10 protein-coding genes are annotated in these 14,902 nt (G+C 67.3%); 9 read left to right on the top strand and 1 reads right to left on the bottom strand.

What is annotated here, in order from left to right; translation table 11 throughout:
- The first annotated feature begins 13 nt into the window (after nucleotides 1-13).
- The 8 genes from ACFYVR_RS25045 (at nucleotide 14) to ACFYVR_RS25010 (ending at nucleotide 9,777) form a co-directional block, all read left to right on the top strand.
- Complete coding sequence (locus tag ACFYVR_RS25045; RefSeq protein ID WP_387478445.1) at nucleotides 14-394, top strand: hypothetical protein; 381 nt, start codon at nucleotides 14-16, stop codon at nucleotides 392-394.
- 25 nt (nucleotides 395-419) lie between these two features.
- Nucleotides 420-1,148, top strand: a complete 729-nt coding sequence (locus ACFYVR_RS25040) for a hypothetical protein (RefSeq protein WP_387478443.1) — start codon at nucleotides 420-422, stop codon at nucleotides 1,146-1,148.
- A 3-nt stretch (nucleotides 1,149-1,151) separates the two neighbouring features.
- Nucleotides 1,152-3,278: a hypothetical protein gene (locus ACFYVR_RS25035; protein WP_387478441.1), complete on the top strand. Its 2,127-nt coding sequence runs from the start codon at nucleotides 1,152-1,154 to the stop codon at nucleotides 3,276-3,278.
- A 1-nt stretch (nucleotide 3,279) separates the two neighbouring features.
- Nucleotides 3,280-4,854, top strand: a complete 1,575-nt coding sequence (locus tag ACFYVR_RS25030; protein ID WP_387478439.1) for a hypothetical protein — start codon at nucleotides 3,280-3,282, stop codon at nucleotides 4,852-4,854.
- A gap of 13 nt (nucleotides 4,855-4,867) precedes the next feature.
- Nucleotides 4,868-6,313, top strand: a complete 1,446-nt coding sequence (locus ACFYVR_RS25025; protein ID WP_387478436.1) for an ATP/GTP-binding protein — start codon at nucleotides 4,868-4,870, stop codon at nucleotides 6,311-6,313.
- Nucleotides 6,310-8,127 carry a type IV secretory system conjugative DNA transfer family protein gene (locus ACFYVR_RS25020; RefSeq protein ID WP_387478433.1) on the top strand — a complete coding sequence of 606 codons (1,818 nt, stop codon included), beginning with the start codon at nucleotides 6,310-6,312 and terminating at the stop codon, nucleotides 8,125-8,127. Before ACFYVR_RS25025 ends, ACFYVR_RS25020 begins: the two co-directional genes overlap by 4 nt.
- Entirely contained in the window at nucleotides 8,124-8,777 is a 654-nt protein-coding gene (locus ACFYVR_RS25015) for a hypothetical protein (RefSeq protein WP_387478431.1), read from the top strand. Before ACFYVR_RS25020 ends, ACFYVR_RS25015 begins: the two co-directional genes overlap by 4 nt.
- Before the next feature lie 226 nt (nucleotides 8,778-9,003).
- Nucleotides 9,004-9,777, top strand: a complete 774-nt coding sequence (locus ACFYVR_RS25010) for a hypothetical protein (protein ID WP_387478428.1) — start codon at nucleotides 9,004-9,006, stop codon at nucleotides 9,775-9,777.
- On the opposite strand, the gene mobF is transcribed toward ACFYVR_RS25010, so the two are convergent.
- Nucleotides 9,774-14,216: a MobF family relaxase gene (gene mobF, locus ACFYVR_RS25005; protein ID WP_387478522.1), complete on the bottom strand. Its 4,443-nt coding sequence runs from the start codon at nucleotides 14,214-14,216 to the stop codon at nucleotides 9,774-9,776. The genes ACFYVR_RS25010 and mobF overlap by 4 nt on opposite strands.
- Nucleotides 14,217-14,451: 235 nt before the next feature.
- On the opposite strand from mobF, the gene ACFYVR_RS25000 reads away from it, so the two are divergent.
- A complete protein-coding gene (locus ACFYVR_RS25000; RefSeq protein ID WP_387478426.1) occupies nucleotides 14,452-14,895 on the top strand; it encodes a hypothetical protein in 444 nt (147 codons plus the stop codon).
- Nucleotides 14,896-14,902 lie beyond the last annotated feature (7 nt).

The following is a 14,902-nucleotide window of genomic DNA, read 5'->3' as shown; positions in this document are numbered from 1 at the left end:
AACGACAATGCAGATGACCAAGCACACCAAGAGCGTCGCTCGGCGAGCGGCGAGCATCGTTTCGCTCGTCGGCGCCACGATGCTGATGGCCGCCGGCACCGCTGCCGCCGCGACCAATCCACTCGAGGGCATTACTCCCGATATGGGCATCCTCGGCCCCGCGTTCAACAACACCTGGACGCGGATCGCCGCTGCGGTGTGGGGCGTCCTGATCGCGGGCTCGTCGATCAAGCTGCTTACGGCGATCTACAAGATGCGGGCCTCGCGCGCCGGTGGCTACAGCTCGGAGATGACCGACGCCGCACAGGAAGCCAAGGTCGCCGGAATCGCGTTCGGTGCACTGGCCGGTGCCGGCGCCATCATCGCCGCCATCCTCTTCGTCGTCCAGGGCTAGTCGACCCACTCACAAGGAGATTCCGATGCCCGATTTCAGCACCCTGTCCCCGAAAAACAACACGCCGTCCGTCGCCGGTCCGGCTACCGCAGGTTCGGCGAAGCCGTCGTTGTTGGCGAGCATTCCGCGGTGGCAGAAGATCGCCTTCGCCGCGCTCGTCTTGCTCGGCGTGATCGCGATCATCTCGGCGTCGTGCTCGGGTGGCTCGTCCGAGACGTCCTCGGTCCGCACCTCGCACGGTCCGACTGACATCGTCGACGGCGTCCCGACCGGGTACAGCCGGGACGAGGCCGGCGCTCGAACCGCCGCGATCAACTTCATCACTGCGACCGAACAGGCTGCACAGGGCCGGATTTCGATCGAGGCGGTGACCGAGCATTTCGTCGCGTCATCGCCTACGGACTCGCTCAACGCTGTGCTCAAGTCCAGCACCAACCGGCCCGATGCGGAGCGCACCGTCATGAACAGCCAGCCAGCGATCGTGAACCTGGCCGAGTACTCCGACGATGCTGCGACGGTGTCGGTGTGGGCGATGACCGTGGGCCAGTCCGACCTCGACGGAGAGGGCAAGGTCGGCGTCCTGACCACCTGGTCGACGACGACTGTTGGTCTGGTGTGGGAGGACGGGGACTGGAAGGCGAAGGACTGGGCGTTCAAGACCGGCCCGACTCCGGAGCAGGCACGATTCCCGGCCGATGATTCGTCGCTGGCTCAGCTCGGCGCTGGCGGCCTCTACTCGTTCTTCGTGGAGTAGACGATGCGGACCGCGACAAGGATTCTCCTGCTGCTGCTGACGACGCTCCTGGTGAGCGCCGTCGGCGGGGCTGCCGCGTGGGCGCAGCCCGCTGAGCCCGCGGCAACCGGCAAGTTCCCGGTCGGTATGCCGGAGGACCTCAAGCGGTTCTTCACCGACTCCGAGGAGTTCAAGACGGCCGAATGGTCGACCGGAAAGTGCGCCGACAAGGGGGGAGACGTCGGCCAGTACCTCTACCGCGCAATGCAACACGAAAGTCAGCTGGTGTACTGGTCCGCTACCCGTGAGCAGCGTGTGCAGATGGTCAAGCAGCTCGACGACGTCAGCGATCAGGAAGCCGAGGCCGCCGTCCACGAGGGCCGCGAACCGAACAACCTTCCCGACACATTCCCTGCCGGAGACCAGGCGTACTCCCCGGAATCGACCTGTGCGGCCGATCTGGCGAAGTGGGCGACACCAGACACCTCGAATCAGTGGGGGTTCACCTGGACCACCACGCCGGATGACGCATCCATTCAGAAGATGAAGGGGGAGCAGTACGTCGACAAGCTGCCCGGTGACATCTTCACCAACGCCTGCGCGGCGGGACCGCTCTACTGCAACAAGGCGTTCTTCCTGAACTGCGACCAGGCCGTTTCCGGTCAGGAGAACCTACTTTGCCAACAGTGGAACACCCGGATCGGGAAGCTGTTCGGCGGCACCGCGAACTGGGTCGACCAAAACACCAGTTTCAGTGACCGATTCCGAACGGTGCTGGGCTCGGCGGTCCAGAAGTATGACTCGGCACCGTTCTGGCTCAAGGTGGTACTACCGGGTGGCGCTAGCCTCGCGATTGTCTCGGAGCTTGGCGGCCTCGCCAATGCTGCCAAGTTCATCACCGATCCCGCCAGCGTGATCGACGACTGGGCCAACACCTTCAAATCCGGTGCGGTGTCGGTGTCAAAGTCGGTCCTCGATGGACTCGCCAATGTCGGTGAGTTCAATCCCGGCGACCCGGAGTTCCTTCGCTGGTACGCCTTCTCTGCGGGTATCGGCATGTTGACGATGTGTCTGATGACGCTGCTGGCGATCTACAAGTCTTCGGACGGGTCGCGGCCGCCGATGGATCTGGCCAAGGATCTGTTCGGCTACCTACCGGCCGGGCTGGTGACGATGATGTTCGCGCCGGCCATGGCGCAGTGGCTCATCACCCTCGCGCACGAGCTGACCGTCGGGATCAACTCCGTGTTGGGTGAGTCCACGGAAGAAGCGATCAACAACATTTCCACGCAGCTTGGCGAGATGACGGACAAGACCGTCGTCGGCGGTGCGCTCGCCGGGATCATCGGGTTCGGGTTGCTGTTCCTCGGTGCGATGGCGATGTTCTTCGGTCTGCTGATGCACGCTGCGGCCCTACCGGTTCTGGCCGGTTTCTGTGGGATCGCGTTCGGCATGTGGGTGCACCCCAAGTGGCGGAAGAAGGCGCTTCGACCGGTGTACCTGTTCATCGGTCTCGTGTTCTCCAAGCCGCTCCTGTTCCTGGCGATGGGGTTCATCATGGGCGTCATCAACACCGCATCCACGTCGGGCGTCGTGCCGGGTGAGCTGGCGAGCCTGGGCTCGCTGTCGATGATCGCGGTGTGCTTCGTGATCCTCGGCTTGGCGCCGTTCTCCCTGCTCAAGTACGCGCCGTTCACTCCGACCGCGGAGGACAGCGAGGACTTCGGACAGTCCGGGTCCACCTCCGGGCAGACGGTGAGCAGTGCAGTGCAGACAGCGCAGATGGTGTCGAGCTCGTCGTCGTCGCGGCACGCGGACGCGGCGTCGTCGCATTCCGCGCGAACGATGGCGTCGGCCGGCCAGAGTGCAGCATCCTCGTCTCCGTCCCAGGGCGGCGGCCATGCCGGTAGTCACGTCGGCGGCGCGAACGCGGTTGGCGGGCATTCCGGCCCAGCGCACTCATCGGCGCTCGCTGGTTCCGGTGGTGCGCAGAAGAAGCTCGCCGGCGCCGTGGCCGGGGTCGGTTCCACGCTGGCGACCGGCGGCACCGCCGCGGTACTCGTCGGCGCGACCGTGGGCGGTGCGGCAATGAACAAGGCGGCCACGGCCGCACAGAATGCGCCTGAGCGCTCTGACATGGACGGACAGTGACATGAGCGAGCCACGAACATCCATTCTCGGCAACGAGATCGCGCGCCGAGGCTGGCTCGGTGTCCCCGAGCCGGTGCTGGCGGCCTGGGGCGCCACCCTCGTATTCGGTTTGGGCGCGATGTATGCGGTAGGGCCGACGGTTCCGGTCCTGCTCTGCTTCGCAGCGGTTGCGGCGGTGGTGATCTGGATGACGATCGAGTTCGACGGCCGCGAGTCGGTGGGTGCCCGGAAGTTGCGCGGGCTGCGGAACAAGCAGCGCCGCAAGACCGGTGAGCACGTCTACCGCAATATCGACGATCCGCTCTACGGTGTTCCGGGCGCTGATCCCGGGTGGGATATCCCGGTCCCTCTGGGCGAGGTGAAGCCGCTCGACCTGTCGGGTACCGGGCTCGACGCGATGTTCATCCTCGAGCACAAGACCCCGGGAGACAACGACTACTACTCGGTGGTGTTGTCGATTCAGGGCCTCGCGGAGGGCCTGCGCGGGGACCAGGAGTGGGCGGTGACCTCGGCGGCGTTCGGGCGGACCCTCGCTGGGTTCGCACGGCGGTCGTCGCTGATCCGCGGCCTGGGGATGCTCCATCGCAGCGTTCCGGCGGACATGACCCCGCATCTGAACTGGATCACCGAGACGGTCGCGGCGAATCCGTCCGCCAGCGCGGTACTTCCGGCCGTCGAGTCCTACGGTCAGCTCATCGACCAGATCCAGCCGCATTCGGAGGAACACCGCTGCTACGCGGTGCTCAACTTCCCGAAGAGTCCCGATCTGCTCTCGCAGGCCGCAGCGGTGGCCCGCCGCAAGGACGCCGATCTCGTGGGCGGGATCGGTCAGGTGATCCTCGACGAGACGATGCGGGCGGTATCGGCGTTGCAGTCCGCTCGTATGGGGCAGGTCGACGTCCTCGGCGAGCAGCGCGCGTGCGCGGTGTTCCGGGCGTTCCTCGACCCGACCTACCCGTTGGATGCACATGGCGGCACGACGTGGGAGAACTGCTGGCCGAGCTACATCGGTGGGGATCTGAGTGTGGAGGTGGCGGGCCGGTGGCATACCAGGGTTGCTCTGGTACGCCCGGCGTCGATCGAGCCGAAGCCGCTGGACCCGCAGTGGCATTCACCGTTGTTGACCGGTGTCGCGCCCGATCGTGGGGACGACGAGACACCGGCGTCGCCGACCATCCGCACTGTGGCGGTCCGTATGGACTTCGTGGAGTCCGCGCAGGCGCGGACGGCCGCCAAGCGTGACTCCACGCAGGACCGGGCCCGCCAGATCAAGGAAGAACGCCGTGGGCAGATGACCGACGGCACGTCCGACATCCTGGCGTCGGCGTCGGCTCGTCGTCGGGCCGACCTGATGCCGGGAACCGGCCACCACGGCGTGATCTGGTCGATGTCGATCTCTGTAACCGCCCGCGACGAAGACGACGTGCTGCGTGCCTGCGCCCGGGTCGAGCAGTCCGCCGACCAGTCCGCAATCGGGCAGGTCGACTGGCTCGAGGACCGTCACGACGTGGGCATGTTCTTGACGGTGCCACTCGGCCGTGGCCTCGCCGCCACCAAGTTCACGCGGATCCGATAGGGGGAGTGACCTGATGACGATGACAGAACTGGACGTCCGCACCGACGCCGAGGACGCGACCGGGCTCGGCGCTCAGCCTCAGTCCCACGATCAGTCCGTCGCGAGCTCGCAGGGCACGGTGGCACGCCGCCGGCCTCCCAAGCGCAACAAGTGGCTCGACCGGTGGGGCTGGTACGAGATGCGGCCCGAGGGCGCGTGGTCGACCACGCGCCAGGGCGAGGCGTTGAACCTGGCCACGACGCGCCGCTCGACCCGCTACGAGGGCCTGATCACCGGCCTGAACCTGATGTCTCATTCAACGGTGATCGTCGATCCGTTCGCGTTGTACGGATCCGAGATCGAGAACATCAACATCGCCGTCGTCGGCGACATCGGCAAGGCGAAGTCGTCGCTGATCAAGACCGCGACGTGCTGGCGGCAGGTCACGGCCGGGCGGCAGGTTGTGGTCATCGACAAGAAGCGTCAGGGCAACCGCGGCGGCGAGTACAGCGTCATCGCTGATGCTCTGGGTGTTCCGTCTATTCGGTTCAAGACCGGCGGTGATGGCGCTCGGCTGAACCTGATGGACCCGGCGATCAGTGCCGGTGGTGACCACGGTGACGGTGTCGTGCCGGCTGGCCAGGAAGCGCTGATCGCGGCGGTGCTCGAGGACACGATGCAGCGCACCCTCAGCGAGACCGAGATCGCGGCCCTGAACCTGGCGCTGCGCCTGGTCAACGACCGCGCTGCCCGCGACGGGCACGAGCCGATTCTGGCCGAGGTGGCCGAGGTGCTGCTCTCGACTCCGGCGGAGGCGACGGCGGAGTTCGGGGAGGTGTGGACCGAGGATGCCCGGCTCTGGGGACGCGATCCGGGTCTGGCGCTGCGCCGGTTGTGCGAGGGCGATCTCAAGGGCCTGGTGGATTCGGCGACCAGCTCCGATGTCCGGCAGGCGCTCGATTACCCGTTCGTGCACTTCGACGTCTCGGACCTGCCGAACAAGGGCCCCGCGCTGCGGGTGGTGATGACGGTCATCAATACCTGGCTGGCGAATGTCCTCGCGGCTCGGTCCGCGGAGCGCAAGCAAACGTTGCTGATCGTGGAGGAGGGTTGGCACATCGCCGAGGGTTCGACCGGGCGAGTGTTCCGCGACAACATGAAACTGAGCCGCGGTCTCGGCCTGTCGACGGTGTCGGCGTTCCATCACATCTCGGACCTGCCCGAGGACTCGCCCGCCCGCGCATTGATGCGTGAGGCGGGGATCGTGTTCCTCTACGGACAGGACCGGGTCGATGACGCCGCCGACGCCGTCCGCATGTACCACCTGCCGCCGGGATCCGAATCCCTGCTAATGGGCCTCGAGAAGGGGCAGTGCCTCGTCAAGTACGGCAAGGCCGACCCGATCCTCATGCAGCACGTCCGCTCCGAGTTCGAGGTCGCACTGACAAACACCGACGAGGTCATTCGAGGTGCGGCATGACGGCGCCGGTTCCGCCCGTCGGCCCCCAAACTCGGGTCGCCCCGTACTGGTTCGCCCCGGTTGCCGTGATCGTCGGCGGCGTCGTCGTGACGGTCGTTCTCGGCGGCCTTCTGGCTGGCCTGGTCTCTGGCGCCGGTCTGGTCCTGCCCGGCGGCGGGTACGGCATCGTGGCCGTGGTCAAGGGCATCGTGCTCAACCCGGGCGATCCGGGGGCCTCCTGGCCGGCTGAGTCGCGGCCGGGCGGGGCGGTGTCGACCTGGATCTGCCTGGGCCTGGTGGCGTTCGGGTATGCGCTGGCGGTGTCGCTCGTCGCCGCCAAGGTGACGGCGACGAGGATGCACCGCCGTCACCGCGAGCAGGGTCTGGCCGACCGGGGCGAGCTGGCCAAGCGCGGCCTGGACCGCAAGTCGGCGGTGCGCAAGGCCAAGACGAACCGAGCGAGCCTGGCGGAGGTCGCCGACTCCAAGCTCGACGCCGCGACCGTGGCGACCCGGTTGGGCACCCTCTACGGCGGCCGCGGCCGCGACGGCGAGGTGTTTCTCCAGTACCGCGACGGGGTGATGGTCGAGGGTCCGACCGGCTCCGGCAAGACCTGGCGTCTGGCCTGGCAGCGGGTGGTCGAGTCGCCCGGTTTCGTCGTGGCCACGACCACGAAGCCGGACCTGCTGTGGTCGACGGTTGGCTCGCGGCTGGCTGTGGGCCCGGTCGAGGTGTTCGATCCGGAGAGGATCACGGCGTGGCCGTTCCCGATGCGATGGTCTCTCCTCGCTGGCTGCGAGGATCCCGATACCGCGCTGCGGCGGTCGGCGGCGCTGGTCAAGGCGATGCCGATGGGTGACGGGTCGACGAATGCGGCCTACTTCGAGAGCAAGGCCGCGGTCCTGATGCGCTGCTACCTGTATGCGGCGGCGAGACTCGGGAAGGATCTGCGGACGGTGCGGCGGTGGGCGTCTTCCCGCACGGTCAATGAGGTGCAGGCACTTCTCGACGCTGAGCTGCCGGACTGGGGCGCCGAGTTCAGCCAGCTCCTCGGATCCGGGTCGGACTCGGCCGACGACGTGGTCAGCACTGCGTCCCGTCTGCTCGAGCCGCTGGCGTCGCCGCGGCTGATGGACGCGGTCGATGTTGCGCCCGCCGAGTCGGTGGATCTCGAGTCACTGGTTCGGGCCGGCGGCACGGTGTACCTGATCTCGAAGGGCAAGAGCCTCTCGTGCGCTCCGTTCGTGGCGGTGCTGGCGAACGAACTGCACCACATCGCCGAGCAGATCTCGTTGACGATGCCGCAGGAGCGGCTCGATCCGCCGATGCGGATGGTCCTCGACGAGGTCAACAACGTTGCCCCGATCCCGGAGCTGCCCTCGCTCATCACCGATTCCGGCGGCCGTGGCATCTCGATCTGGTGCTTCTCGCACGGCGAAATGCAGAACCGACTGCGGTGGGGTCAGATCGAGGGACAGATGTTCACCACCACCTCCCCGGTCCGGATCGTGCTGCCGGGCCTGGGCGATCAGGCCGAACTCGAATCGCTCTCGCGGCTGCTCGGCACCTATGACGAGTGGATGGCGCCCGGGCACGGGCCGCGCGCCAAGCCGGTGATGTCAGGAGACGAGATCCGCAAGATGCCCGCAGACCAAGCGCTGGTGATCTACCGCGATGCCTCGCCGGCCCTCGTGCATTTGCCGACGGTGTGGGACATTCCGCACCTGGCGCAGCGGGTCAACGACTCGAAAGCGGTCTACGACTGGATCTGCGAGAACGACGAACTGCCCGAGTGGGCCAACGGGACGGCCGAGAGCTCGGAGGTGACACCGTGATCGCACCGGACGACTACCGGCCGGGCCGGTTCACCTGGCGTGAGCTCGACCAGGACCAGGCTGCGCAGCTGTGGGCCGAGCTCGCCGACTGGGTCGAGTGGTTCCGCGACCGGTACGAGTTGGCCGCGCTGATCCTGCCCTGCTGGTTCCGGCACGGCCCGATCGTCGAGGAGCTGACGGCGGCGATGGCCGCTCACCGGGTCGCTTACGAGCACACCAAGGTCTCCTACTCGTTCTCTCCGGCCACCTGGCACTACCAGGTGTACGCGCCTCTGCTCGGGCGATTGAAGTCGTACAAGGACAGCTCGTGCACGAACACCGAATGCGGTCACCGGCCGCTACCGATCACCACGGCACCGGATCTCGCCGAGTTCATTGCCGAGGACGTGGCCGGCCGACCGGAGCAGACGGCCACCTCCTCGCCCAGCCTCCTCGGGGAACTCAACCGAAGCCTCGGCAACGCCGTGTTGGAGAACGGTTCCCCGGTCGGCGGGGTTCCCGAGTCGGTTGATCCGGCTCGGATGATGGACCTCGTCGACGCAGGGGAGGCGGATGCGGAGGATCCAGGCGATGAGTTCGGTCCGGTGACCTGGTCGGGACGGCGGTGGGAGTATTCCGACGCCACCGACATGTTCATCCCCGTCTCGTAAATAGGCTACCGGGCACAGGTTCTCGGGGAGCTCACCCCTCGCCGGACCAGGACTGTGCCCGGTCGACCGAGCCGCCTGCCGGTTTGTCCCCGCCCAGGGACCGTGCGGCAGCTCGGTGCAGGCGCCCCAGCGGAGTACCCATCCGCTGGGGCGTCCTGCAATTTCAGCCGGTCCGCGGAGCCACATATAGGCTCGGTCGACTTCCGTGAGAGGGGAATTGACAAGGGTGAGTGAGTCTGTGGAGCGGAAACCCAGCAAGGAAATGACGCCGGAGAAGGAGGGCGACGACGAACCGTCGCCGATGAGTCCCTGGGAACGATGGACTGCCGGGGCCATCGGTCTCGCGGCAACCGGCGCCGGCACAACAGCGGTCTTCGTCTCGGACAACCAGGCCGGCACCGCTGCGCTCTTCGTCGTTGCAGTCGCCTTCCTCCTGATCGGCGTCCAAGGAACGCCTTTGACCCGATTCGCATCAGGCGACCACAGCGCCGACTTCGCCGCCCGCCGCACTCGCCGCAAGATTAGTCGGGAGGTCATCAAAGATGCGGTAGAGGCGGAAAAATCCGGCGATTCAACCACTGCCGATAGCCTCGTCGAGGTAGCGAAAAGCATCGACCCGTCCGTAGGAACGCTCCCCATCATTCGGGAACGTGAGTACGCGCGACGACTCGAAACGGCGCTGCATCGCCTCGGTATCAAGTACACCATGGACGCACCGCCTGGAGCGGCCTTCATTGTGGAGACGGATGACGGCCGCCAACTCTGCATCAAGACGGTTAGCCGCAGTCGACCATTGGGAGATAAGGACTACTCAATGATCAAGCGCTGGGCCAAGAACTTCGACCGGCCGATCCTTGTGGTGACTGATCAGGAGTATTTCTCCGGCGGCCTGATCGACCGGACCGACGTGGCCAAGTTTGTGCACTGGGACGGCGACTACGCCAACAACGACCTAGTTCATGCGATTGATCGGTTGGCGCGAACCGCGCCTGGCCCCTAGATTTGCCGCCGCTGCTTGCCCATATTGGGCTCGTCCGGTCGTGTGATCGGTTCAATCTGGCGCCGACGACGCTCGTTGACAAGCTGTTCTGCTGCACCTCGGGCGCGTTCGTACTCGGTGCGTCGCCGCTCGACGGCGAGCCAGTCGGAGGCGGCTTCGCCGTTTGCCGGCCGGGGGCCGGTCAGGCTGTCGCGGTCGGTGACGTTGTGGGTGTGGCGGTAGGCGTCGGCGTCGGCAACGACGGTGCGCCACTGGTGCGCGAGGTCCGTGTCGCCGGGCTGTGCGCCCAGGTTGCGGTGCACCCACCCCGGCACCGAGTCGGCGGCAGCGAGGTCGTTGATCCGGTCTCGGTGCATCTCCGCGATCGTCCGGTACTGGTCGTCGAGGCGCTGCGCGGCGGCGGCGTCGACGGTGTGGGCATCCGCCGGGGGAGCGGTGATCCAACTCGGGGCATCGGGATTGGTGAGGGCTCGACCATCTTCGGCGGTCGCGGTCAAGGTGCCGAGCACACGTGCGGTCGGGGCGAACTGGCCTGCGGTCTCCGCGGTCTCGGCGAGCACGGTATCGGTGTCCTTGCCGTTCAGTCTCGCGATCTGTTGGATGCGGGTGGCAATCTCGCGGCGGCGCGGATCCTCGTCCTGTCGTGCGACGGTCGGTAGGTGTGTGGCGAGGGCGTCGGCGTGCTCGGCCAGCCACTCGTCTGCCTGCGTCCGGAGGTTCTCGTTGAGCATCGGCGCAATGTCGGCGGTCAGGGTGGCGGCGGTGATGTCCTTGTCATCGGCGGTGATCCGCTCACCGTGCCAACGCAGCATGTTGACCGGGTCGACGTCGGCGAGGTTCGCGCGACGGAGTAGCCGGCTCAGGCGCCACACCGAACGGTTGCCGGTGATCTCGTCGGCAGTGTCGGCGCCGAACGCTGCGGTGGCGGCGGTGTGAACGCGGTCGGCGTCAAGCGCGGCGAGGCCGTCGCGGTACTCGCGGATCGCCGCCCCGATCGGGTTGGTGTCGGCGGTTTCCCGGTCGAGCGCGGCGGAGTAGCGGGCCGCGCACTCTCGGGCGAAGTCGTGCAGCTGGTGGTCAGTTCCCGCGTCCCGGACCGGCAGCGGCGGCAGCATCGGTGTGCCGGCGCTGTCGAATGTGTGCGCTTGCTCGATGCGGTGGGCCAGTACCCCGGCGACGCTGTCGGCTCCGGCAAGGGGGCGTTCGGCCACGGCGTGCGCGAGGATCTGGCGCACGCTGTGGCCGCGGTCGTGGAGGTCAGCGAGGACCGCTCGGAGGCGGGCGTATCCGGCCGTGTCGGTCCGTAGTTCGTCGGCAATACCGTGCGGGAGCGTGCGTTCGATGGTGCGGTCGATGGCGGTGGTGCGCAGCCTGGTTTGTGCGGCGAGGTATGCCTCGCGGAGTCGTTCGGGGTCGGCGGCGTGGGTTGTCGCCTCGCGCAGTTCCTCGATGGCGGTGCGGTGTCCGTTGTCCTGGTCGAGGATTCCTTCGAGCACCATCCGGCCGGTCTGTTGTGCCTTGTCGACGAGGTGCATCGCCTCGGTGTCGAGGGTGACGTCGACCTCGATGGGGATGTAGATCCGGTTGTCGGTGCGGCCGCGGGTCACCGCGACGTAGAGGCCGGCGCGGTCCATTGCCGGGTTGGTGACGACGTGGCCGGTGTCGACGGTGATGCCCTGGCTTCGGTGCACGGTGCTCGCGTAGCCGAGTTCGGTGCTCGTCGTGAGGTAGCTGGCCGGCAGGACAATGGTGCCGCCGTGGTCGAGCGAGCGCACGGTCGCGCGGCCGTCCGGGTGGACTTCGAGCACCGTCCACAGGTCACCGTTGCGGACGAAGCTGCCAGACTTCTTGCCGCCGACGGGCCGCAGGTCGCGGGCGTTGGTGCGGGTGACGATGGTGTCACCGGCACCTGCCGACAGCTCATCGGAGAGGGTGACCGTGCGGTTCGTGTCGACGGTGCCGCCGCCGCGGTGGTACTCCTGCACGGCCAGGTTCGCGCGGCGGACGTCCTCGACGGTGGGCAGCATGAGGATCGACTGCAACCCTGCCCGGCGGTCGGCCAGGTAGTTCTCCACCGCCGCATCGACCATTTCCGCGGTGGTGCCCTCGGTGACGAGACCGCGTTCGTAGTAGAGGTCGAGGGCGTGATGGTGGCCGTCTCGGATGTCCAGAGAGTTCTCGGCCTGCTCGGTGTCGTCGCCGAATCGGACGACCTCACGCAACCGTGGTGCGTCGGTTTCCTCGGCGAGGAATCGCAATGCGCCGCCGGTCTCGACGGCATCGAGCTGTGCAGGGTCGCCAAGGAGTCGGACGATTGCGCCTCGGCTCCGCGCGATCTCGACGACCGCGGCGAGGTCCTGGGTGGACGCCAGCGATGCCTCGTCGACGAGAAGCATGGTGCCCGGACGGATGTCGATTCCGCCGGGGACGGTGCCGGGCTGGTTGCCGTTCTTGCCGCGCCACGGGTAGGTGAGGGTGGCAATCGTCAGGCCGGGCGTCCCGACCTCGGCGCCCAGCGTCTCGGCCGCGACGGCGGATGGAGCGAGGGCGATCACGTTGTGCCCCGCCGCCCGCCAGGTGTCGACGACGGCCTTCATGGAGGTCGTCTTGCCGGTGCCGGCGGGTCCGATACCGACGGCGACGAGCGCGCCGGAGCCGACGAAGTGCTCGGCGAGTTCGCGCTGTCCGGTGTTCAGAGAACGGCCGGTCGAGGCGGCATTGTCGGTGATGATCCGGTCGAGGAGTTGCTGCTCGACGACGTGCGCGGTGGGCTCGTCCGTGGCGGCCAGGAGTGCGGTCTCGGCGTCGAGGACTGCCTGGGCGGTGTGCTTGAGGGTGCCGTGGCCGGTGAGGATGAACTCGCCGTCGCGCCGCGTGAGAGCGTCGGGCAGCGGCGGTAGTTCCGCCTTCGGCATGGCGATCGAGGCGGCCTCGACGTGCGCGACAAGAGCGTCGACGGCGGCACGGTGCTCATCGTTGGTGGCGAACGTGAAGCCCGCCAGGTGTGCCTCGGCGGCGCTGATGATGTGCGGTGCCTGCCACCGAGAGCGCCGGTCGGCGAGCTGGGACAGGACGGTGCGGGCCTCGGTCTCGAGGGATTCGAGGGTGCGTCCCATGGCCGCTCCGTCGGGCGTCAGAGCGGCTGTGACGACGTGGTCGACGGCCTGTTCGCTGCCCAGGATCTCGGCGGCACGGGTCCTCCACTGTGCACGCATCTCCGCGAGGGACTTGGGTTCGGCCTTGCCTTCCCGGGTGTCGAGGTTGGCCTGCTGGTAGAGCGAGTACATCGCCCGGGCGTCCGGCATCCGCTCATGCTTGGCGCGATACTCGGCGACCAGTTCGTCGCGGCGGACTTCGATTTCGGTGCGGCGGGAGGAGAACAACTCCCGGATCTGCTCGGGGATCGCCGCGATTTCGGTGATCGACTGCTTCCCGTTCCCGAGGTGCCGGGTCGTCAGTTTGAGGCCGAGGTCGGTGTGCATCCGGCGCATGATGGTCGCGTTGTAGCGCTGCGATGCGGCCACGGCGTAGCGGTGCAGGGTGGCTCCGTCGAGGGCTCGCCAGCGGCCGTCGTCGGCGGTTTGCACCTTGATCGACAGGACGCTGTGCGTGTGCAGGTTCGGGTCGCCGGCGCGGCTGTCGTAGTGGTCGTAGAGAGCCGCGACGATGCCGGTGGTGTCGCGCTGTTCCTCGCTCTTGGCGCCGGTACGGGTGAAACATGCCTCCTTCTCGATCCACCTGAGTGCGTCTCGGACCGCCTCGTGGTGGATGCGTTCGACGTCGCTTCGAGTCTCGTTTCCGGCGAGAGCCCACAGCGACGACACGCTCTTGGGTGGAGTAAACACGAGGTCGAACCCCGCTGCCGGGTGCCTGATTCGGCCCTTCTCCGCGGCGATCCAGTTGCGCAGTTCGTTGTCCGTGGCGGCCGCGCGGCCGTGCCTTTCCCGGAAATGCTGGGCACCGATGCGCGTCAGAATCTCGTCGGATTCGGCGGCGGTGGGCCGGCGTCCGTGGGTGGCGGCGAACTCCTCGACGGCCGCCTGGTGGGCGTCGAGGACCGGGATCTCGTTCTTGAAGCTCGGGAACTTGCGTCCGAGCTTGGCGGCGGCGATCCCCTGCGCTCCGGTCATACCGGCCGCCTCGGCGGCTGCCTGGATAGTGTCGGCGTTGGGGTGTAGCCCCTCGCCGTAGAGGGCCTTCATCTGCGCCTCGGTGACCGTCTGATCCGCGGCGATCCGCGCGTCCGGGTCGATGTCGTGGGCGGCTTCGATGTCGGCGAGTCCGTCGAGTCCTGCACCGAACCAGTGGCCGGGCGGAGTGCCGTGTGCGTTGTAGTAGTCGGTCAGTTCCTCGCCACGGGCGCGCTCGCGGTCGGCGTTGGCTACCTGCTTGGTCAGGTACTCGTAGCCGTCCCCTGCGTGCAGCACGTGGAGGGTCATCACACGGCGATGGTAGCGGGTTCCGGTCGCTCACGACACGGCCGGGCCGACGAAGTCTGAAATTCAGCAAGAGGTGTGATCCATATGTCTTGCTCTTGGGAGTCCGTAGGGCTCCTGTCTCGTGGATGTCGGGTGTCTGCGGTATCGTCGGATCTTGTAGCTGACGTGTGCGGCGGCTGTTACTCGGGTTCTCTGGGTGACCGGTGGTCGCGGGATGGACTCAGGAGGGGACTCGATGGCAACCAAACGCAACCTCGTTGCGTCGCGTGAGCGCGCGCGTCAGACGATGGCGGCACGCCGTGAGGCGCTGCTCAACCGCGAGAAGGAGAACGAGGCGGATCTGGCCGAGTTCTTCAAGCAGGATGACGTGATCTCTTCCGCGAAGTCCGAACGTGACGCAGCGATCGCAAAGGCAGAGAAGCGGTTCACCGACGCCACCGACGCGGCCCAGGCAGCATCGGCTCAGTCGCTTCGGCGACTCAAGGACCGCGGCGAGAGTGTCGACTCTCTGCACGAGCTGACCGGCCTGGATCGCACCGAGATTCGGCGGCTGTTGCGTGTCGCGTCTCCCGCCGCCGACGATGCCGAGAAGTCCACCCCGGTCGACGACAGCGACGGTGGATCTCCCGCCGTTACGGCGGCGCCGGACGTCGACGAGCCGGTATCAGCGGCGTCCTGACGTTGCG

This window comes from Rhodococcus sp. NPDC003318 (genome assembly GCF_042879035.1).
Taxonomy (GTDB): Bacteria; Actinomycetota; Actinomycetes; order Mycobacteriales; family Mycobacteriaceae; genus Rhodococcus_G.
The sequence above is the reverse complement of the archived record's forward strand: the minus strand, read 5'-3'. Positions and strand labels throughout refer to the sequence as shown.

Bases quoted from the DNA above. Each gene is read 5' to 3' on its own strand.
- ACFYVR_RS25045 (WP_387478445.1), top strand. From the start codon at position 14: ATGACCAAGCACACCAAGAGCGTCGCTCGGCGAGCGGCGAGCATCGTT.
- ACFYVR_RS25035 (WP_387478441.1), top strand. From the start codon at position 1,152: ATGCGGACCGCGACAAGGATTCTCCTGCTGCTGCTGACGACGCTCCTG.
- ACFYVR_RS25025 (WP_387478436.1), top strand. From the start codon at position 4,868: ATGACGATGACAGAACTGGACGTCCGCACCGACGCCGAGGACGCGACC.
- ACFYVR_RS25000 (WP_387478426.1), top strand. From the start codon at position 14,452: ATGGCAACCAAACGCAACCTCGTTGCGTCGCGTGAGCGCGCGCGTCAG.
- ACFYVR_RS25040 (WP_387478443.1), top strand. From the start codon at position 420: ATGCCCGATTTCAGCACCCTGTCCCCGAAAAACAACACGCCGTCCGTC.
- mobF (WP_387478522.1), bottom strand. From the start codon at position 14,216: ATGACCCTCCACGTGCTGCACGCAGGGGACGGCTACGAGTACCTGACC.
- ACFYVR_RS25020 (WP_387478433.1), top strand. From the start codon at position 6,310: ATGACGGCGCCGGTTCCGCCCGTCGGCCCCCAAACTCGGGTCGCCCCG.
- ACFYVR_RS25030 (WP_387478439.1), top strand. From the start codon at position 3,280: ATGAGCGAGCCACGAACATCCATTCTCGGCAACGAGATCGCGCGCCGA.